The following is a 20715-nucleotide window of genomic DNA, read 5'->3' as shown; positions in this document are numbered from 1 at the left end:
CCAGCTGGGTTCCGATGCCTGACTAGATCGTCAACTAATGGTTGACGGATCCGAATCGTCAACCTATGGTTGACGCATGGCAATCAATGTACGACTCGACGATCTGATCGAGGGCATCAAAAAAGCACGTCCGGACAATGTGCTCGACCAACTCTCCGATGCGGTGGTCGCGGCTGGACATCTCGGCGAAGTGGCCGATCATCTGATCGGCCACTTCGTGGATCAGGCCCGCCGCTCCGGTGCTTCGTGGACCGACATCGGCGCCAGCATGGGCGTCTCAAAACAGGCGGCGCAGAAGCGGTTCGTGCCGAAGGGGCCTGGTGATCCGGCCGAGGCCGCGGCCATGGATTCCAATGCGGGCTTCGCGAAGTTCACTCCGCGGGCGCGCAAGGTTGTGGTGGTCTCCCAGGAGGCGGCTCGCGCCTCCAGTAATCCGGAGATCGCCGTCGGACATCTGGTGCTGGCCCTGCTATCGCAACCGGAAGGCCTCGGTGCCCGGGAGATCATGGCGCAAGGGGTGGAACTCGACCTCGTCCGGGATGCGGCGACGGCGGTCATCGCCCAACTGCCCGCCGATCCGGCGAAGGTGCCCGCGCTCATTCCGTTCGGAGCCGAGGCCAAGAAGGTGCTGGAGCTGACCTTCCGCGAGGCGCTTCGATTGGGACACAACTACATCGGCACCGAACACGTCCTACTCGCACTTCTCGAGCAGGAGAACGGTTCCGGCACGCTGTCCGATCTCGGCATCGATAAGGCGAAGGCCGAAGCCGATCTGGCCGAATTGCTTTCGGTGATCGCCGCCGAGAAGTCATAAGCGGCCGGGCCGCGTTCGGCGCCGGACGACGTCGAATTGGCTGGACAGGCATCGGCATTCGAATCGGCGCACCGATCCGCCTCGCCGGCGCTCGCTCACGCGGCCAGGCGCGGCAGCGGCGGGCCATCCGCATGCGCGTGGCAGCGGTGCGACCGGCGCACGGATCCGCTCGAATACCGTGCGCCAGTCGCGGCTCGAGGATCGGTCCTACGGGACGTTGCGGGCGAGTTCGTCCAGCCAGGCGGCGGCGGAGGCGTCGCTCGGCGCACGCCAGTCGCCGCGTGGTGAAAGTGAGCCGCCCGAACCGACTTTCGGGGCATTGGGCAGGGTGGACCGTTTGAACTGGCTGGTCTGGATGAACCGGCGCAGGAATTCGGCCAGCCAGTATTTGATGGTCGCCAGATCGTAGGTGTTGCGCTGGTCGGCCGGAATGAGGTCCGGCCAGCTACCGTGATCGCGCTCGGACCAGGCGTGCCGGGCCAGGTAGGCGACCCGGCTCGGGCGATAACCGAAGCGCAGCAGGTAGTAGAGGTGGAAGTCCTGCAGTTCATAGGGGCCGACGGTGGCCTCCGAGCTCTGGCCCGGGGCGGTGGAATCGTGACTCGGCACCAGTTCCGGCGAGATCTCGGTCCGCAGGATCGATGACAGCACCCGACCCGCCGCGGGGCCGAACTGATCGGTGTCGACCGCCCAGGCGATCAGGTATTTGATCAGTGTTTTGGGGACCGAGGCGTTCACGCTGTAGTGCGCCATCTGGTCGCCGACGCCGAAAGTGCACCAGCCCAGGGCGAGTTCGCTGAGATCGCCGGTGCCGACCACGAGTGCTTGGTGCTGGTTGGCAAGTCGGAACAGGTGTGAGGTCCGCTCGCCCGCCTGCACATTCTCGAAGGTGACATCGTACTGCGGAATATCCTCGGCGGCAGGATGTTTCAGGTCACGCAGCATCTGGGTGGCGGATGGGCGGATATCGATTTCCTGCGCGGTCACGCCGAGCGCGTCCATCAGCGCGTGCGCGTCGGTGCGGGTTCGGGTGCTGGTCGCGAAGCCGGGCATGGTGTAGGCCAGCACATTCGTGCGCGGCAGCCCGAGCCGGTCCATGGTTTTGGCCGCGACGATCAGCGCCTGGGTGGAGTCCAATCCGCCGGAGACCCCGATGACGACGCGCTGACCGCCGGTCGCGCGCAGGCGGGTGCTCAGCCCCTCGACCTGGATGTGATGCACCTCGGCGCAGCGCTCGTTGCGGGCTGCGGGATCGCTGGGAACGTAAGGGAAGCGTTGGATTTCGCGCCGCAGGGCGATGGCACTGCGTGGGACCGGCAACTCCAGCTCGATGCGCCGCAGCCGGACCAGGCGGTCGCGGTGATCGTGCACATTGTCGGCGAAACTCGTGGTGCGGATGCGATCCCCGGCCAGCCGCTGCAGATCGAGATCGGCGGTGATCAATTGTGGATGGTCGCAGAACCGCTCGCCCTCGGCGAGCAGGTCGCCGTTCTCACACACCAGCGCCTGTCCGTCCCAGGCCATATCGGTGGTCGATTCCCCGTGTCCCGCAGCCGAATACAGATAGGCGGCCAGATAGCGCGCGGAATGCGAGGTGCACAGCGCGCGCCGATAGTCGGCTTTGCCGATGACGATATTGCTCGCCGATAGATTGACCAACACCGTCGCACCGGCGAGCGCGGCATAGCCACTGGGCGGCAACGGAACCCAGCCATCCTCACAGATTTCCAGGTGGAATACGAAGCCGTCGAGATTACTCGCGGTGAACAACAGATCGGAACCGAACGGCACCCGCTGACCCGCGATCGTGATGTGGTCGTCCAGGGTCTCGCGCGCCGCCGCGAACTGGCGCTTCTCGTAGAACTCGCGATAGTTCGGCAGATAGCTCTTCGGTGCGGCACCGAGCACGGTGCCCCGGCATACCGCGACCGCGCAGTTGAACAGCCGCCCTTGTGTCCGCACCGGGGCCCCGACCACGAGCACCGTGCCGATATCTCGGCTCGCCGCGACCACCCGCTCGATCGCCGCGGCCACCGCATCGTCGAGCGCATCCTGGTGGAACAGATCGTCGGCGGTGTAGCTGGAAAGGCCGAGTTCGGGGAACACGGTCAGCACCACGCCGTCGGCGGCCGCCTGTCGTGCGAGCTCGAGTGTCTGCTCGACATTGAACGCGGGATCGGCCACCCGGACCCGCGGCACCGCGACCGCCACCCGCGCGAACCCGTGCCGATACAGCGAGTCGAACGGCAATGCGGGCACGGGCGCCCCCTTCGGGATCGTTGATCTTCCTGCATGGCGCAATCTACGCCCGTCCCCGCAAGCCCCCGCCCCAGCGTGGCCATTGCGCCTTGGTCTTCGGTTCCGCCATCAGGGGGCCACGCTCGATATCGGTGACGAACAGTGGCAGCCATGACGCGAGCTCGTCGAGGACGGCCTGGGTGTGCCCGCCCTGCGCGGCTCGGTACTCCGATATGGTCAGGCCGACGACCTGCAGGAATCGCACACGTCCGTGCGGTGTGTCGATCACGCCGAGTTCCGGGTCGGCGGTGAAGGCGACGGCGTGGATATCCGACTCGGGATGGTCCGCGGCGATCGGGCCGTTCGACTTGATGGTGTGGCCGGGGGCGAACCAATTCCCGGACTGGATGACGTACCGGGCCAGATTCTGTAGAAAGTTCGCGGGCCAGACCGGTGGATCCGTATCGTCCGGTGTGCGCAGCAGCCGGAAGGTGAACTCGAATCCCCAGCCCGATTCATCCGGATTGTCCCATTCCTTCTCGTGCAGTTCGGTCATGCCGTAGCTGATGTAGTGCCAGTGTGGGACCGGTTCGGTGCGCGGATAGGCGCTGATGCCGTCCAGCGGATCGGGCCCGCCGAGCGACCAGGGGGCCCGCGTCCCCCAATGGCTGGGTGCGATGTCGTGGTACAGCTGCTCCAACGCGGCGTCGATAGCGTTCCAGCCGGGACTTTCACTCACCCGGACACCATAAGGTCGGCGCCGATCCGCCGCCGCGTCACATCGAGCGGCAGTCATGGGCGGACGGCGGTTTGCTGGTCGCGCGCACTGGGCCGGTGCCGTGGATTCCGGACTGGTCGGCCAGTCGGGAAAGGGCTGCTCTAGTGCACCGGTAAGCTATAGCAATGGCGGATGGCATGGATTCCGACCTGGTTGCGGGGGAACGACGCGCTGATCTCGAGCGTGCGTTGACCTATGTCTCCACCGAATCGCAGCCCGATGGCAGCTACGTCATCAACGGCGACCTGCCGCCTGATGTCGCGCCGCCGTTCATTCGGGCGATCATGCGGGTGGAGGCGGAGTTGTTGCTGAACGACGCGGAACTCGTAACGGTCGATGAGGGTGAACCACGCACGCCCGAGCAGCGCCGGGCCGATGCGTTCGTCGCACTGATACTCCGGGTGGACGACCGTAGCTCGGCCTGAGCTGGTCCGACCGGCGCCGAGCCGCCGGGGCGCGGACCTTGCACTCGATATCAGTGAGTGCTAAAAAGGGCTTGGCACTCTCGACGTGTGAGTGCCAGGTCGGGACGGTGAGACCGGGTTCCATCGACACCCTCGGTCGTCCGTCGCGGGCACCGAACCTGGCCAGCGTAAATGGGGCGATCCAACCTGCGATCGTCCTGTGTGTCAGCCATATACATGTGGAGGATCTCAACGCAATGGCCAAGACAATTGCGTACGACGAAGAGGCCCGTCGTGGCCTCGAGCGGGGTCTGAACGCCCTCGCCGACGCGGTCAAGGTGACGCTGGGCCCCAAGGGTCGCAACGTTGTCCTGGAGAAGAAGTGGGGCGCCCCCACGATCACCAACGATGGTGTTTCCATCGCCAAGGAGATCGACCTGGAGGACCCGTACGAGAAGATCGGCGCCGAGCTGGTCAAGGAAGTCGCCAAGAAGACCGACGACGTCGCGGGCGACGGCACCACCACCGCCACCGTGCTCGCTCAGGCGCTCGTACGTGAGGGCCTGCGCAACGTCGCCGCCGGCGCCAACCCGCTGGGTCTGAAGCGCGGCATCGAGAAGGCCGTCGAGGCCGTCACCACCAAGCTCCTCGCGACCGCCAAGGAGGTCGAGACCAAGGAGCAGATCGCCGCCACCGCCGGTATCTCGGCCGGCGACGCGTCCATCGGTGAGCTCATCGCCGAGGCCATGGACAAGGTCGGCAAGGAAGGCGTCATCACCGTCGAGGAGAGCAACACCTTCGGGCTCCAGCTGGAGCTCACCGAGGGTATGCGCTTCGACAAGGGCTACATCTCGGGCTACTTCGTGACCGACCCCGAGCGTCAGGAAGCGGTCCTCGAGGATCCGTACATCCTGCTCGTCGGCTCCAAGGTTTCCACCGTCAAGGACCTGCTGCCGCTGCTGGAGAAGGTCATCCAGGCCGGTAAGCCGCTGCTGATCATCGCCGAGGACGTCGAGGGCGAGGCCCTGTCGACCCTGGTCGTGAACAAGATCCGCGGCACGTTCAAGTCCGTTGCCGTCAAGGCGCCGGGCTTCGGTGACCGTCGTAAGGCGCAGCTGGCCGATATCGCCATCCTGACCGGTGGCGAGGTCATCAGCGAAGAGGTCGGCCTGTCCCTGGAGACCGCGGGCATCGAACTGCTCGGCCAGGCCCGCAAGGTCGTCATCACCAAGGATGAGACCACCATCGTCGAGGGCGCGGGTGACGCGGAGGCCATCAAGGGCCGCGTCGCGCAGATCCGCACCGAGATCGAGAACTCGGATTCGGACTACGACCGGGAGAAGCTGCAGGAGCGTCTGGCCAAGCTGGCCGGCGGTGTTGCGGTGATCAAGGCCGGTGCCGCGACCGAGGTCGAGCTCAAGGAGCGCAAGCACCGCATCGAGGACGCCGTGCGCAACGCGAAGGCCGCCGTGGAGGAGGGCATCGTCGCCGGTGGTGGCGTGGCCCTGCTGCAGTCGGCTCCGGCGCTGGAGGACCTGAAGGTCACCGGTGACGAGGCGACCGGTGCGAACATCGTGCGTGTCGCGCTGTCGGCTCCGCTGAAGCAGATCGCCTTCAACGCGGGTCTCGAGCCCGGCGTTGTCGCCGAGAAGGTTTCGAACCTCCCGGCGGGCCACGGCCTGAACGCTGACTCGGGCGAGTACCAGGACCTGCTGGCCGCCGGTGTCGCCGACCCGGTCAAGGTCACCCGTTCGGCCCTGCAGAACGCGGCCTCCATCGCGGCCCTGTTCCTGACCACCGAGGCCGTTGTCGCCGACAAGCCGGAGAAGGCCGCCGCTCCCGCGGGCGACCCGACCGGTGGCATGGGCGGCATGGACTTCTGAGTCCAGCCCCCAGTCAACACCTGTGAACCCGAAGGCCGGGCCACCGAACGGTGGCCCGGCCTTCGGCCTTACGGCTGCACATGAGGCTGTCGGCTCCGCTGAAGCAGATCGCCTTCAACGCGGGTCTCGAGCCTGGCGTTGTCGCCGAGAAGGTTTCGAACCTCCCGGCGGGCCACGGCCTGAACGCTTGCGGATCGAGGGTGACCTCGATCAGGCCGGCGGAAGTTGCCGAGGCAGCACGTGCTGGTACCGAAAGAGCCTTTCCAGGTAGTGATTCCGTTCGCCGAACTGGTTGCGCGTCAGCTATTTGTTCGGCGAAAGTGTTGGGGCGTGGGGCAATTCGATTCGGGCGTTCAGTGCTTGGGTGGGGCGGTCGGTGGTTTCGTCGGCCGTTGTTTGTTGGTCGAGGGTCGGCTCGGGTGTGTTGTCGACCACTGGTGTGGCCGGATCGGATTCGGGGGTCGGTTCAACGGTCGGCGGTTCGGGGTCCGCGGATTCGGTTGCGGGCAATTCGGCGGCGAATTCCGCGGCGGCGGCGACGCGTAGGCGTTCGGCTAGTTCGTTGAAGATGTAGAAGTTGGGGATCTGGCCGACGGGGGTGAGGGAGACCCAGTTGCCGTCGACCTTCATGCGGACCAAACCGCTTCGGGCGTCGATCAATTGGATGTGTTCCCAGGTGTAGGCGCGGCTGCGGAAATAGAGTGCGGTCAGATCGAGGGTGATTTCGCCGAATTGGACGGTCGCGCCGTCATCGATGGCGGCCACGGCGCGCGGGAGCTGGGTCACAGTGATGGCCGACTGGATGGCCCGGCCCCAGTCGCGCGCGTCGCCGAACAGGGTGTCGTCGAATGCGGCTTCGGCGCCGTCGGGGCCGGACATCCGCAGCGAGTACTCGGTGGGGGCGGAGGTCTGGAAGGGGATGACCTGCTGGCGCACTTCGGCGGTGTTCCAGCGGAATCCCGCCACCTGCTCACCGGAGCGGTACACGGTCATGCCGAAGTCGAACAGATCCAGCCGGGCGGCGCGGTGCCGACGATTGTGCCGCCCGCGCAAGAATGCCATCGACGCGGGCACCAGGCCGAGGAGACCGACCGCGAGCGCACCGGGATACGCCCCGACCGTGACAAAGATACCCCCCACGGCCATGAATCCGCCCGCGACGATCCCGCAGCCGCGCACGAACGTATCGCTCGCCGGCGCCGGTAGAAAGGTCTGTCGGTGCGTGCCGAGCTTTTGATATTCGGCCATCAGGTGAATCAGCTGCGACAGTGGAACCTTTTGTGATCCGCCGGTTCCGACATCGCCCTGGCTCGGAGTGGTCAATTGTCCCTCCATGAGGCGGTTTCCTCCGCGGCGAAGCGTATGACACTCGACCGAAGGTCGCCACCCCAGCCGTGTGCCCGGTCAGTCGGCCGAGCTTACGTCACCCGGGTGGCAGATCCGCGATGGGTGGGGGCGTTTCGTTGTGATTTAGATCAACTTGTCATCTGGTGAATTCCCGACAGCCACCACCACTGAAGGAAACCGCAGCTCGGATCAAATTCCGTCGACCGTCAGGACGGCGAACGGCATGGTCGGGGTGCCTGGCCCCATCGGTCCACCCTTGTCGAATTGGGAAGAGACAACCAGCGTTCGATCATTGCTGCGCACCAATGTGGTGGGAATGCGCAGCGACTCGTCGGTGACCGTGCGTTCCAGCTCGACGGTCGCGCCGTCATCGGTGATCTTCCAGCGCGTAATGGTGTTGCTGGCATTCTGGGCTGCCCACAGCGTGCTGCCGTGCAATTCCAGTCCGTCGCCGTGTTTCAGATCGGCGCCGCGCATGGTTACCTTGCGGATCGGCTCCGGCGAATTCGATGCGGTAGCAACGCGATACAGCTCACCGACGTTCATATCGACGATCAGCAAATAGCGACCGGAATCGTCGGACACGATGCCGTTCAAGGTAAATGCGTCCGGACCATGCGGGCTGGTGGTGGTGCTGAAGTCGAATTGTGTTGTCAGGTAGGCCTTTCCGCCGTGTGCTGCCGCAGCCGTGACCTGCTCCGGGGTGACCCGGTAGACCACCGGCCGCAGACTGTCGGTCAGATATGCGCTGCCGTCCGGGGTGATGGCCAGATCGTTGACCAGGCTCGGTTCGGTACCGGTGACATCGAAGCGGGCGATCAGTGCCCGGCTGCCGATCTCGTATACGTCGACGCCGGCGGTCGAGTCGATAACCCACAGTCGACCCGCCGCATCGACTTTCAGGCCATTGGCGGTCTTGCGACCGTCGGTGCCCGCGGGCAGGAAGATTTCGGCCCGCGTGGCACCGGGCGTCGCGCGATAGACGGCGCCGCTGGCGTATGAGCCGACGTAGGTGTCACCGGTGCGGGGATCGATGGCGATGCCCTCCGGGTACACGCGATCACCGGGCAGTTCGTATGCGGTGCCGATATGGGTGGCCGATTGGCTCACGGTGGTGGCTTCGGTCGCGTTGCCGCACGCCGCGACGGCGGTGCAGGCAATGGCGGTGGCGATGGTCGAGATGGTGCGGAACATGCTCATGGCTCCTGATAGTTCGAACATCTGAATGGATTCACATCTAAGAGTGTGCACGAACGTATATTAGAACTCTTATCATCGTCAAGGGTCTAACCGCTGGATGGCCAGTTACCATGCGGATATGACGTCCATGCACTCCTCCGAACGCCTCGGCTCGTACATCAAGCGCGCCGAACAGGCCCTCAACTCGGCGAAGAGTGCGGCGCTCAAACCGGCGGGCCTCACCGTCCCCCAGTACGGCGCCCTGATGTACCTCATCGAAAACCCGGGCATCAATGCCGCCGCGTTGGCCCGGCTGTGCGGGGTGACCCCGCCGACCATGAATACGATCCTGACGAATCTTCAGGACCGCGGCCTCATCGAGCGCACCCCGCACGCCTGGCACAAGAACGTCCTGGAAACCCGGCTCACCGAAGCGGGCGCGGCGCTCGTGGGGGAGGCGGATGCGAATGCCGTCCGCGTGGAACGCGCATTGGCCGACGGATTCACCGAGGCCGAAATCGCCGCACTGCGCGGACTGCTCACCCGCTGCGCCGACCTGCTCGATTCGATCCGCCCCGAATCGGCACCGAGAAAATAGTTCCCGATCCAGATCTGGTCGGGAGCGAGTGGGGTGCAGGCCATTTCATGCCGGAATGGACTGCCACCTTCGCGGGTGCGCGCCAGGCGAACTGTTCAACGCCGCAGCAGTAGTGGCTTACCGGTGGACCCGTAGCGAGTGCACTTGGGGCGAGGAAATGCCTCGAACATCACTCGGGGGTGGGGACAAGGGGCGCCCTCTTGCTCGCGATCGGCGTCGTGCTGCCGCATGAGTCAATTCGATAACGCGGCGCGACGTGAGCGCATCAGCGCCGCGCGCGGCATCGGCCAGGTAACCGTCGATGATGTCGAGCGTGCCTGGTGTGGGCATCCGCCGCCTACGATTCCGCAAGGCAATGGCCGCAATTCGGTAGATCTGCGTCCGATCAACGATCCCGCAGCCACTTCTCGATTTGATCGACCGTGCTGCCGTGTCGGCGGATCCAGCCGTTGTGTCCCAACGGTTCCGGCTGCACCCAAGTGGTCACCTCGGCGTTGGGCATCTTGGCCAGCAGGTGTGCGGCCGAACTGCTCGGGGCGACATCGTCGCCGGTTATGGTGATGGACAGCACCGACAGCTTCAGTCTGGCGATCCGCTCCTCGTAGTCGATATCCGCATCGACCGGCACGAAGCGGCCGGTGCGGGCCAGCCGGGCCCAGTCCGACATCAGCACCTTCGACTGACGTCCGAAGCCACCGAGTGCGATCCGGTCGCCGGGCCAGAACCCGGTCAGTTTGGCCGTCAGTGATATGGCCGTGGTGCCGACCAGCATCCCGGGACCCGAAATGCCTCGGAACCCACGGTGATACGGGGTGCCGGAAGCAATCAGGATCAGCCCGCCCAAGCGTCCTCGGATCCGCGACGCGTACAGCACCGCGAGCTGGCCGCCCATACTGTGGCCGAGCAGATACGGGGTGCTGTCCGGGAACCGGTCGCGCACCACCGAGAAGATCGCCGGGAAGTCGACCGACACCAGTTCGTGGTAGCCGAAGGTGCTCGCGGCGCTCGGGCGCGGGCGACTGTCACCCGCACCGCGCAGCTCACCGATCGCGATATCGAAGCCGCGCGCGGCCAACGCCTGGGCGAACAGTTCGTAGTAGCCGGCCGGAACACCGAGGCCAGGTACCAGCACCACCACCGGACGCGGCGCATCCAGACGCACCGGATGCCGATGCGTCCCGGTCGCCGGAAACAGCCGCACCGGCACGGTGGTGCCGTCCGGCATCTGGATGGGAACCGTTTCCATGGAGCGCACGCTATCGGACGCCCACCGGAACTACGCGCGGACCGCACCCATGATCACTCGGCTGAGCACCTGGATCACGTCGTCCAGTGGCGGGCGCGGATCCGAACCGCTCCAGGAATCCACCACGTAGTTGACCGCGCCGATGATGGCCAGCACCCGCATCTCGTAGTCACCCGTTGGGATTTCGCCGTGTAGAGCGGCGTCCTCCGCGGCGCTGGCGAGTAGTGATCCCCAGACGCGACGCAGCTCCAGCCGGAACTTCTCCACCTTCGGCCCGGCGCCGACGACCTCCACCAGCGCCACCCGCGCCTTGCGCGGGTCGGCGCCGATCGATTCGACGTAGGCGCGCACCGCCGCATCGATGATCTCCAGCGCGGTCGCGTCGGATCTCTTCTCGAGGGCGGTGGTTACCGCTTCGCGCGATTCCCTATCGATCTGCTCGTAGAGCTCGAGTAGGAGGGATTCGCGGCCGGTGAACTCCTCATAGAACTGCCTCGAGGAGAGTCCAGCGTCCTTACAGATAGCGCCGACCGAACTATTGGCGTAGCCGTCGCGTGCGAAGACCGTCAGGCCCGATTCCAGAAAACGCGCACGCCGCTGACGCTGCCGGTCCTCTACGGGCTGCCCGGCATACATTCGTCCCGTATTCGCATCCTGTGACATTGGGGCAGACAATACCGAAGGGCCCGATCCCCTCGTCATGGATCGGGCCGTTCGTCTCAACCTTCGGCGGAGTGCGCGTTAGCCGAAAGTTGTCCGCCCGGTTGCTATTGCACTTCCCGTTGCCCGATCTCCGATCTAACTAACGCCAAAGTTGTTGTCACTGGTTATTTGCTGAATGGAGGACGTCGATGGGTTCGGTACGCCGGAGTATTTTGAAGGACTTTATTAGAATTATTCTTTCGGCAGACCTTTCAACAACGCGGGCAGTTCCGCCACGGAATCGATGACGTGATCCGGTGCGGCCGAAGCCGCCGCCAGAACGGCGGGCCGGAATTTGCCGGTGCGCACCAGAACTCCGGTCATACCGACCTGTTGTGCGGCCAACACATCGGAGTGCAGATCGTCACCGATCATCAGGACCTCGGCCGGATCGAGGCCCATGAGGTCCGCACAGATACGGAATCCGGCAGCCGCGGGCTTGCCGACCACCGTGATCTCGGCATTGCCCGCCGCCTCCAGCCCCGGTAGATACGCGCCCGCATCGATGCGGATGCCGGTATCGGTAGCCCAGGTCAAGCCGCTGTGCATCGCCACGACCGGGATACCGTCCAGCATCAGCTCGGCCACCCGGCTCAGCGCTTCATGGGTGAATTCCGCACCAGCGCCACCGATTACGATGACGTCCGGATGTTCGTCGTCGAGAGTCAACTCGGCGAGGTCGGCCTCGATATCGCCGTGATTGAGCACCCACACCGCCGCATCCGGGTAGTGGTGGTCTACGTATTCGCCGGTGAGCCGGGCGGCGGTGACGATCTCCGCGGTATCGACATCGAATCCAACGTCACGCAGCCGCTCGGCGATCTCGTCGCAGGTGCGGGAGGTGGTATTGGTGAGAAACCTTCGGCGCAAACCGCTTTCGCGCACGCGTCGCACAGCCTCGACCGCGCCGTCGAGTTCGTGCCAGGAGGTCACCAGCACGCCGTCGATGTCGTAGAGCACACCGCGTATGTCGCCGGACATGCGTTCAGCCTACGACTGTCGAGTGGAGTCGTCGCCGCCTCCGTTCGGTCCGGCGCGTCAGCGGGTGACGGCGAAACCACGGCCGGCGCGCGGGTGGCAACGCTATTTCATGGGAATCGGTGTGCTTGGCGAAAGATATTGGTGGACAGCGCTTTTGAGATTCTTCTGCCGAAGCGGCGCCGAGTCGGCCGTGGTGAAAGGCCCGATGCGTTCTGGGTAGGTGCACCGGGCCGATCGGAGGTGATTACGCGGACCGCTCTATCAGCATCTGCGTAAAGAACTCGTAGATGAGTCCGGCCTGAAATGCCGACTGCTTGTTATCGGCCGCACCGCCGTGACCACCCTCGATATTTTCGTGGTACCAGACCGTGTGGCCCTGCTCCTCCAGCAGCGCCGCCATCTTGCGGGCGTGGCCCGGATGCACCCGGTCGTCGCGGGTGGAGGTGGTCAGCAGGATCGGCGGGTAGGACGCGTCGGCGCGCACGTTCTGGTAGGGCGAGTACTCGCTGATGTAGGCCCACTCCTCGGGTTTATCCGGATCACCGTATTCGGCCATCCACGATGCACCGGCCAGCAGCAGGTGATAGCGGCGCATATCGAGCAGCGGGACCTGGCAGACGATGGCGCCGAACAGTTGCGGATAGCGGGTCAGCATGACGCCCATGAGCAGCCCGCCATTGCTGCCGCCGACCGCACCCAGCTGTTCATGTGTGGTGATGCCGCGGGTCACCAGATCCTTGGCGATCGCGGAGAAGTCCTCATAGACCTTGTGCCGATTGGCCTTCTGCACCGAGGTGTGCCACTGTGGGCCGTATTCGCCGCCGCCGCGAATATTGGCCATTACCCACGTGCCGCCGCGTTCCAGCCAGCCCATGCCGGAGGCGCCGCTGTAGGCGGGGGTGCGGGATACCTCGAAGCCGCCGTAGCTGGACATTACCGTCGGGCCGGGGGTGTCCTTGCGGTCGCGATGGCGGATCACGAAGTACGGCACCATGGTTCCGTCATCGGAGCGCGCGAAGAACTGCTCGGTCTCGATGCCGTCGGCGTCGAAGAAACCGGGTTCCTGCTTGAGTTGTTCGGCCCGGCCGCCGACCGCGCTGGCGAGCAGCGTGGCTGGAGTGGTGAATCCGCTTGTGGTCAGCATGAATTCGTCGCCGCCCTCGAGCGGGTCCAGATTCATCACGCTGGTGGTCGCCATCGGCGGGGTGTCGGCGAGCGGCTCCTTGCGCCAGCCGTCCGCGCCGGGCGTGAGGACGTAGAGCTTGGTCTGCACATCCTCCAAAGTGATCAGCAGCAGGTGATTCTCGGTCCAGCCGTAGCCGTGCAGCGAGGTGTGTGCGTCGGGGGTGAAGATCACCTCGAATTCCCGTGCGCCGGAGAGGAATTTCTCGAAGTCCATGGCCAGCAGGGCACCGGCGGGGTAGGTATTACCCTCGATTTCCCACGGCGACTTCAGTCGTACCAGGAACCAGTCCTTGTACCAGGATTCACTGGCGTCAGTGGGGACATCGAGATGTAGCAGACTGCCGTCGCTTTCGAGCAGGTACACCTCTTCGTTGAAGAAGTCGGTGGCGCGGCCGACGAAATGCCGTTCGTAGCCGGGCGTCCGGTCATAACCGGCCGAGACCGCGACATCGCCTGCCTCGCCTTCGAATACCGTCTCGGCCTCGGTGACCGGGGTGCCGCGCCGCCAGCGCTTGGCGATGCGCGGGTAGCCGGAATCGGTGAGTGAACCCGGACCGAAATCGGTGCCGACATACACCGAGTCGATATCGATCCAGCGGATCTCGGATTTCGCCTCGGGCAGGAAGTAGCCGCCGTCGGCGGGATCGATGAACTCCCTTGTCTCGATATCGAATTCACGCACGACTTTGGCATCCGCGCCGCCGCGGGACAGGCTGATGAGCGCGCGCGACTGTTGCGGCCGCAGCACCGCGGCACCGCCCCAGACCCAGTTCTCGCCCTCCGCGGTGCCGAGCGCGTCCAGGTCGATGAGCACATCCCAGTCCGGTGCTTGCTTGGCGTACTCGGCGAAGGTGGTGCGCCGCCACAGCCCGCGCGGATGTTCGGCATCGCGCCAGAAGTTGTAGAGCCAGCGGCCGCGCCGGCCCGGGTAGGCGATCTTGGTATCGGTGTCGAGCATGTCGAGGATGCGGCGCTCGAGTTCGGTGAACCGATCGGAACTGGCGAAGCGCTCGACAACCACCTCGTTGTGCGCGCGAGCGAAGTCGAGGGCCCGCTCATCGGTTACTTCTTCGAGCCACAGGTAAGGATCGGTCACAGTTTGCTCAACGCCCGTCATGTCCACATTGTTGCCGAGAGGCCTTAAAGGTGAGATATCACTCGATGAATCGGGCAATTCGGGCGCGCTGTTACCGGTTGCCCGATATCTGGTCAAGGTGTGACATACGTACCAGTCGGCTCAGTAGGATCGCTGCTCCGATACCGATCCGAGCGGAAGGTGGCCGGTTTGCCACAGTTTCTCTGGGAGCAGCACTGCTGCCTGCCATTACTGCATTCCGCGCGGATTGCCGATCTCACGCGCTACCCGCTCGGGTCGTATCTATCGGTGAACGTAGGGTATTCGCGGCAGTCGATCGAGGATTCGCTGGCGCTGCTGCACAAGTTCCGCCGGGACGCGCTGGACGACGGTCGATTCCGGCTGGTCGAGCAGTTCGCCGATATCGGTGCTGCCGATACCATTTCACTGGCCTTCGACCTGGAGGATTCGGCCCCACTGGGCGGCGATCCGGACAACCTCGAAATTTTCTACGAACTGGGCGTTCGCTCAATGCTGCCGACCTACAACCACGCCAATGCGGCCGGCTGTGGCTGTTTGGATACCGACGACACCGGACTCACCGCCTACGGCCGAGATCTGGTGCGCAAACAGAACGAGGTCGGCGTATTCGTCGACGGTTCGCACTGCTCCCGGCGCACCGGACTGGACCTGGCCGAATGCACCGAGGTGCCGATGATATACAGCCATTCCAATTTCGCGGCACGGTGGGCGCATCCGCGCAATATCACCGATGAACAGGCACTGGCCTGCGCGCGGACCGGCGGCGTTATCGGTATCAACGGCGTGGGAATCTTCCTGGGGCAGAACGCGGTCGATGGGCGGGCCGAGCGAGTGGCGGCAATGGCGGAACATATCGAATACGGTGCGGAGCTCGTCGGGATCGAACATATCGGCATCGGGTCGGACTACTCCTTCGATGCCGACGATTTCAACGACATGCTCACGCAGGATCCCGGGGCGTTTTCCGACGCGTATACGAAATGGGGGCCGCTGCAATGGGTGCCGCCGGAGGATCTCTTGGGGCTCGACGAGTCACCCGGGTTGGACGCGGCACTCGCCGATCGCGGATTCGGCGCGGCCGACCGAGCGGCGGTATTCGGTGGCAACTTCGCCCGGGTCGCACGGCAAGTCTGGCGCGACTAGCGGGGATGCCGCACCCGGAGCCGGTTGTACCGCTCGTCGCGCGGCAGTGGCATCACCGAACTTGTCCGGCGCACCCGCGACCAGCGCCGCGCGCTGCTGTCCTGCTCGGGAAAGGCGAAACCCATGCAAGCCTCGTCTGTGGACAGCGCCCAGCCGGCCCGCCCGGAACTCGACCCGATCCCGGACCAGCGCCTCGGTTGTTCGTGGCGGGCTCAGCGCGATCCGGCGCGCGTCATCGGAGGTCACCACCGGACCGATTATCGTCAGCCCCGCTGAATCGGCCACGGTCGCGATCGTATGACTAATGCTCACCGGATCGGTGATTCGGGCTGGTGCGGGTCACTGACGGGTACGTATATATTCAACAGCTGATGGCTATTATTGCTGCTAGTGGCCCGATTAGCTCAATTCACCGTTGCCGTGGGCCACAGCTGACAGACAAGGCATCACAGCCCTGAGTAGGTGCTCGGTCGCACGAAAGTGGCGGTGCCATGTGACGCGGGCCTCATAGTGGCAGGGGGACGGTGGGTGAAGTCTGCTCGGCAGAGTTAGGCTCGACGGCGTGACTTCCCATTACGACGTTGTCGTTCTCGGTGCCGGTCCTGGCGGTTATGTCGCCGCCATCCGCGCGGCACAACTTGGCCTCCGTACCGCGATCGTCGAGCAGAAGTATTGGGGTGGTGTCTGCCTCAACGTGGGCTGCATCCCTTCCAAGGCGCTGCTGCGCAATGCGGAACTGGCGCATATCTTCACCAAGGAAGCCAAGACCTTCGGCATCTCCGGCGATGTGAGCTTCGACTTCGGTGTCGCGTTCGACCGCAGCCGCAAGGTCGCCGACGGCCGGGTCAAGGGCGTCCACTTCCTGATGAAGAAGAACAAGATCGACGAGTTCGACGGTACGGGCACCTTCACCGATGCGAACACCCTCTCGGTCGCCCTGTCCAGCGGCGGCACCGAGACGATCACCTTCTCGAATGTCATCATCGCCACCGGCACCGTCACCAAGCTGCTGCCGGGCACCTCGCTCAGCGCGAATGTGGTGACCTACGAGGAGCAGATTCTCACCCGCGATCTGCCCGGCTCGATCCTCATCGTCGGCGCCGGCGCGATCGGCATGGAGTTCGGCTACGTCCTGAAGAACTACGGCGTCGACGTGCGCATTGTGGAGTTCCTGGACCGCGCGCTGCCGAATGAGGACGTCGACGTTTCCAAGGAGATCACCAAGCAGTACAAGAAGCTCGGCATCACCATCACCACCGGTGCGGCTGTGCAGTCGATCGACGACGACGGTTCGAAGGTCACCGTGTCGATCAAGGACAACAAGACCGGCAATCTGGAGACGGTCACCGTCGACAAGGTGCTGCAGGCCGTCGGCTTCGCGCCGCGGATCGAGGGCTACGGCCTGGAGAACACCGGTGTCGCGCTCGAGCGCGGCGCCATTGTCATCGACGACAATATGCGCACCAATGTGGCACATATCTACGCCATCGGCGACGTGACCGCGAAGCTGCAGCTCGCCCACGTCGCGGAGGCCCAGGGCGTCGTGGCCGCGGAGACCATCGCCGGTGCGCCGACGGTGCCTCTCGGCGACTACCGAATGATGCCGCGCGCCACCTTCTGCCAGCCGCAGGTCGCCAGCTTCGGTCTCACCGAGCAGCAGGCCCGCGACGAGGGCTATGACGTGAAGGTCGCCACCTTCCCGTTCACCGCCAACGGCAAGGCGCACGGCCTCGGCGATCCGACTGGTTTCGTCAAGCTGGTCGCCGACGCCAAGTACGGCGAACTGCTCGGCGGCCACCTCATCGGTCCGGATGTCTCCGAACTGCTGCCGGAGATGACCCTGGCCCAGAAGTGGGATCTGACCGTCAACGAGCTGATCCGCAACGTCCACACCCACCCGACGTTGAGCGAAGCCCTGCAGGAAGCGTTCCATGGTCTCGCGGGCCACATGATCAACTTCTGATCCGTATCGAAGACGGTGGTGTTCGGACCGAATGGTCTGGGCACCACCGTTTTTCGTCGGAGCTGAATAATGCGACGCGAATGCATGGTCGGCGAACTCCGTGCCGCCGGTTACCAACAAGTCACCGTGTCGGACTGCTGAAGCGCTGAATCAGAGCATGCCGTAGGCATGGGTCGGTGTCAGGCGGACGAGGGCGCGCCGGTCGGTGACCATGGCCTTGCGGTATTCGTCCCAATCGGGATGCTCGCCCGCGCCCGCTCGGTAGTAGGCGACCAGTTCGTCGACGGCGGCGTCATCAGGGTCGGCGGCGACGGAAGTGAGGTCGACCGTGCCCTCGATGACGGCATAGGCGAAGAAGTCGTCGCGGGTGACGTGGATCGCGGCCCATGGATCGCGTACCAGATTGTGGTACTTGGCCCGGTCGGCGGTGATGGAGATCCGAATGATCCCATCATCACCAACCACATGCAGCACATTGGACAGCTGTGGACGGCCATTCCGCCGAATCGTGGTCAGCACCGACCGCTTGGTACTCCGCGCAAAATCGACAGCCGAGGAAATCTCCATACCCAGACCAACCCACGCGCACCCTTCGACCTTCCCGCCCGCGCACCTGGTCAGACGATGACCATGCGGTGGTTGCCGTATCGGCCGACACCACCAGCGCATGGTGATCAACTGGCCGGGTCAGTCGCGGTGGTAGGCGGCTCGAGCCTGATGGACTCTGGGCAGGTTGGTTTCGACGATGCGGATGAGGTCTTCGAGACGTTCGGCGACCTGGGCGCCGAGGTCGGTGAGGGTGTATTCGACGCGGGGCGGAATGGTTTCCTGGACCTCTCGGTGCACCATGCCGTCGCGTTCGAGGGCCTGGAGGGTTTGCGAGAGCATGCGCTCACTGACGCCGTCGACGCGCCGGCGCAGGGCGCTGAACCGGTACGGCCCTTCGCGCAGCGCGACCAGGGCCAGGGTGCCCCAGCGGCTGACCACATTCTGAAGCACCGATCGTGACGGGCAGTTTCGGGCGAATACGTCGGCTTCCAGCGTCGGATCGTCGGTATCCACCAACGGCGTGCGCTGAGTGGGCATGGATCGATGGTACCCAACTTGACCAAAGTGGCTACGGAATGCATAGTGCTTACTAATAGTTAGTACTTCATGAAACGCATACTCTCTCTGGAGGAAGTCATGACCGTCGCCGTAACCGGAGCTGGTGGGCAGCTGGGCCGTCTCGTCGTCGAGGCGCTGTTGCGCGAAGGTGCCACGCCGGTCGTCGCGATCGTGCGCGATCCGCGGAAGGTCGCCGACCTGGCCGAGCGGGGTGTCGAGGTTCGCCAGGCCTCCTATGACGACCCGGAAGCGCTCGACCGCGCCCTGGCCGGTGTCGACCGTGTGCTGCTGATCTCCGGTACCGAATTCGGCACGCGAGTCGCCCAGCACACCAACGTCATTCGGGCCGCCGAGCGCGCGGGCGTGAAACTGCTCGCCTACACCAGCATTCCGCGCGCCACCGAGAACCCGCTCATCCTCGCGCAGGAGCACCAGGGCACCGAGGAGGTGCTCGCGGAATCGACTGTCCCGCACACTCTCCTGCGCAACAGCTGGTACTGGGAGAACTACGTCGGTGCGCTCGGGCAAACGCTCGCGTCCGGTGTGCTGCACGGTGCGGCGGAGACGGGGCGCGTCGCCGGTGCCGCGCGCGCCGACTACGCCGAGGCTGCCGCCAAGGTGCTGACCACCGATGGTCACGCGGGTCGGATCTACGAGCTCGGCGGCGATGAGCGGCTCACCTATGCCGAACTCGCCCAGGTGATTTCGCAGGTATCCGGCAAGCCGGTGCGCTATGAGAACCTGTCCGAGCAGGATTACCGCGCGGCGCTCGAGCAGGCCGGTCTGCCCGGCGCCTACGCCGCGGTGCTCGCCGACGTGGACGCCGGTATCAATGCCGGCATCCTCGACGTGGACTCCGGCGACCTCCAGAAACTGCTCGGTCGTCCGTCCACTCCCGCCGCCGACGTCATCCGCGCCGCTCTGGCCTGACGCATTCGACGGGGCTTGCCCGACGCAGGTGATGCGGTGGGCAAGCCCCTTGTGCGTCAACGGAATTGGTTGGCGTCTATCGAGGTCACAGGTGCTGTTGTGAATGCCTGTCGAACCTCGATGCCGAGCGCTATCGGCTCGCCGTACGCGTCGGCGCGGTCGCGGGGCAGACGCACGACTGCGCCCTACCATGCCTACGAGGTGCGCGTCCTGGATAGCCCGGCGCACCGCATCGAAACCGCTGAGCCGGTCATACGCGGTCGCGCTGGATCCGCAGCGCGGTGATGGTCGCGGCCAGCCCCTCGTACTGATTGATGAGCAGCACGATTTCGATCAGGCTGCGCTCGTCGTAGTGCTCGGCAAGCGCGGTCCAGGTGGCGTCATCGATATCGCGGGTTTCGACCAATTTGTCGACGGCGGTGAGCAGTGCGCGATGCCTACCCGACCACTCATCGGCAGACGGGCCGGTATGAATCCGGTCCAGGATCTCCGGTGTGACGCCCGCCCGCCTGCCGAGGCGAATGTGATGGTCCATTTCATAGGCGCAGTCGCGCAGTTCGGCGACGCGCAGGATAACCAGTTCGGATTCATGTCTGGGCAGTCGGCCGCCCGGCATCAGCCGCCCGGAGAAGTGCAGCCACCCGCGGAACAGTCCCTTGGTGCGGCCGAGTGTGCTGAACAGATGTGCGTCGTCGGTCCCCGCCGCGCGCGAAAGTATATGCCAGACAACCCAATTGATCGGGCCCAGCTCCCGGATTCGGCCGGGTGAAATGCGTGGTTGCAGCGCCGAAACCATGCCTGTGCCTCCTTGTCCGCCGCCGGTGGCGGAATCCGTCCTGCAGGATCGAATCCGAGCGTACTAGCGGGTAGATCCGCGATGGGTGCGCCGGCGACACCGAATCGGGTCGCGCGCGGCGCCGAGACCTCGGCTTATCCGCCGAGTCCCGGTCGGGTTCGGGGTGCGGCTAGAGGATCGCGGCGATCCGAATAGATCCGACAGGCCGGTTTTATCCAGCCGGATTGTGCTGGCCTTCTCGGCTTTCCGGTGGTCTTCGCGGCGACGGCGGGTCATGATCGTTACCGGCGCGGTGGATGGTGGG

At 64.9% G+C, this 20715-nt stretch carries 19 protein-coding genes; 7 read left to right on the top strand and 12 right to left on the bottom strand.

Features of this window, described 5'->3' with window-relative positions:
- Positions 1-76: 76 nt before the first annotated feature.
- Positions 77-814, top strand: coding sequence for a Clp protease N-terminal domain-containing protein (locus tag ACW2Q0_RS11285; protein ID WP_457188990.1), 738 nt, complete (start codon positions 77-79; stop codon positions 812-814).
- Between the two features lie 207 nt (positions 815-1021).
- Here ACW2Q0_RS11285 and ACW2Q0_RS11280 read toward each other — a convergent pair whose 3' ends face one another.
- Positions 1022-3073: an NAD(+) synthase gene (locus ACW2Q0_RS11280; protein ID WP_457188988.1), complete on the bottom strand. Its 2052-nt coding sequence runs from the start codon at positions 3071-3073 to the stop codon at positions 1022-1024.
- A 43-nt stretch (positions 3074-3116) separates the two neighbouring features.
- On the bottom strand, positions 3117-3791 hold the full coding sequence (locus tag ACW2Q0_RS11275; RefSeq protein WP_457188986.1) for a suppressor of fused domain protein: 675 nt from the start codon (positions 3789-3791) through the stop codon (positions 3117-3119).
- Between the two features lie 164 nt (positions 3792-3955).
- Between ACW2Q0_RS11275 and ACW2Q0_RS11270 the strand changes: the two genes are divergently transcribed.
- Together ACW2Q0_RS11270 and groL are read left to right on the top strand one after the other, a co-directional pair.
- On the top strand, positions 3956-4255 hold the full coding sequence (locus ACW2Q0_RS11270; protein WP_457188984.1) for a hypothetical protein: 300 nt from the start codon (positions 3956-3958) through the stop codon (positions 4253-4255).
- A gap of 236 nt (positions 4256-4491) precedes the next feature.
- Complete coding sequence (gene groL, locus ACW2Q0_RS11265; protein WP_457188982.1) at positions 4492-6117, top strand: chaperonin GroEL; 1626 nt, start codon at positions 4492-4494, stop codon at positions 6115-6117.
- A gap of 303 nt (positions 6118-6420) precedes the next feature.
- Here groL and ACW2Q0_RS11260 read toward each other — a convergent pair whose 3' ends face one another.
- On the bottom strand, positions 6421-7452 hold the full coding sequence (locus ACW2Q0_RS11260; RefSeq protein ID WP_457188980.1) for a DUF6585 family protein: 1032 nt from the start codon (positions 7450-7452) through the stop codon (positions 6421-6423).
- A 201-nt stretch (positions 7453-7653) separates the two neighbouring features.
- Positions 7654-8658: an SMP-30/gluconolactonase/LRE family protein gene (locus ACW2Q0_RS11255; protein ID WP_457188978.1), complete on the bottom strand. Its 1005-nt coding sequence runs from the start codon at positions 8656-8658 to the stop codon at positions 7654-7656.
- Between the two features lie 124 nt (positions 8659-8782).
- Here ACW2Q0_RS11255 and ACW2Q0_RS11250 point away from each other — a divergent pair, with 124 nt between their 5' ends.
- Positions 8783-9241: a MarR family winged helix-turn-helix transcriptional regulator gene (locus tag ACW2Q0_RS11250; protein ID WP_457188976.1), complete on the top strand. Its 459-nt coding sequence runs from the start codon at positions 8783-8785 to the stop codon at positions 9239-9241.
- A gap of 385 nt (positions 9242-9626) precedes the next feature.
- Here ACW2Q0_RS11250 and ACW2Q0_RS11245 read toward each other — a convergent pair whose 3' ends face one another.
- From ACW2Q0_RS11245 to ACW2Q0_RS11230, 4 genes are all read right to left on the bottom strand, one after another.
- On the bottom strand, positions 9627-10487 hold the full coding sequence (locus ACW2Q0_RS11245) for an alpha/beta hydrolase family protein (RefSeq protein ID WP_457188973.1): 861 nt from the start codon (positions 10485-10487) through the stop codon (positions 9627-9629).
- Positions 10488-10517: 30 nt separating this feature from the next.
- Positions 10518-11123 (bottom strand): TetR/AcrR family transcriptional regulator, encoded by a 606-nt coding sequence (locus ACW2Q0_RS11240; RefSeq protein WP_457188971.1) that lies wholly within the window; start codon positions 11121-11123, stop codon positions 10518-10520.
- Between the two features lie 258 nt (positions 11124-11381).
- The gene (locus ACW2Q0_RS11235) at positions 11382-12170 is read right to left on the bottom strand and encodes an HAD-IIA family hydrolase (protein WP_457188969.1); all 789 of its coding nucleotides are present in this window, start codon (positions 12168-12170) and stop codon (positions 11382-11384) included.
- A 244-nt stretch (positions 12171-12414) separates the two neighbouring features.
- A complete protein-coding gene (locus tag ACW2Q0_RS11230; RefSeq protein ID WP_457188967.1) occupies positions 12415-14472 on the bottom strand; it encodes a prolyl oligopeptidase family serine peptidase in 2058 nt (685 codons plus the stop codon).
- A gap of 168 nt (positions 14473-14640) precedes the next feature.
- Between ACW2Q0_RS11230 and ACW2Q0_RS11225 the strand changes: the two genes are divergently transcribed.
- A complete protein-coding gene (locus ACW2Q0_RS11225) occupies positions 14641-15615 on the top strand; it encodes a dipeptidase (RefSeq protein ID WP_457188965.1) in 975 nt (324 codons plus the stop codon).
- Here the strand turns inward: ACW2Q0_RS11225 and ACW2Q0_RS11220 are convergent.
- Entirely contained in the window at positions 15612-15740 is a 129-nt protein-coding gene (locus ACW2Q0_RS11220; protein WP_457188963.1) for a hypothetical protein, read from the bottom strand. The two genes, ACW2Q0_RS11225 and ACW2Q0_RS11220, sit on opposite strands and share 4 nt — an antisense overlap.
- Positions 15741-16177: 437 nt before the next feature.
- Here ACW2Q0_RS11220 and lpdA point away from each other — a divergent pair, with 437 nt between their 5' ends.
- Positions 16178-17578, top strand: a complete 1401-nt coding sequence (lpdA, locus tag ACW2Q0_RS11215; protein ID WP_457188961.1) for a dihydrolipoyl dehydrogenase — start codon at positions 16178-16180, stop codon at positions 17576-17578.
- 150 nt (positions 17579-17728) lie between these two features.
- Here lpdA and ACW2Q0_RS11210 read toward each other — a convergent pair whose 3' ends face one another.
- Positions 17729-18145 carry a PPOX class F420-dependent oxidoreductase gene (locus ACW2Q0_RS11210; protein ID WP_457188959.1) on the bottom strand — a complete coding sequence of 139 codons (417 nt, stop codon included), beginning with the start codon at positions 18143-18145 and terminating at the stop codon, positions 17729-17731.
- A 120-nt stretch (positions 18146-18265) separates the two neighbouring features.
- Positions 18266-18664: a winged helix-turn-helix transcriptional regulator gene (locus ACW2Q0_RS11205; RefSeq protein ID WP_457188957.1), complete on the bottom strand. Its 399-nt coding sequence runs from the start codon at positions 18662-18664 to the stop codon at positions 18266-18268.
- Positions 18665-18763: 99 nt separating this feature from the next.
- Between ACW2Q0_RS11205 and ACW2Q0_RS11200 the strand changes: the two genes are divergently transcribed.
- Entirely contained in the window at positions 18764-19615 is an 852-nt protein-coding gene (locus tag ACW2Q0_RS11200) for an SDR family oxidoreductase (RefSeq protein WP_457188955.1), read from the top strand.
- A gap of 250 nt (positions 19616-19865) precedes the next feature.
- Here ACW2Q0_RS11200 and ACW2Q0_RS11195 read toward each other — a convergent pair whose 3' ends face one another.
- On the bottom strand, positions 19866-20411 hold the full coding sequence (locus ACW2Q0_RS11195; protein ID WP_457188953.1) for a carboxymuconolactone decarboxylase family protein: 546 nt from the start codon (positions 20409-20411) through the stop codon (positions 19866-19868).
- Between the last annotated feature and the right edge of the window lie 304 nt (positions 20412-20715).

This window comes from Nocardia citri (genome assembly GCF_054065835.1).
Note: the sequence above shows the minus strand (reverse complement) of the source record. Positions and strands in the feature narration are given on the sequence as shown.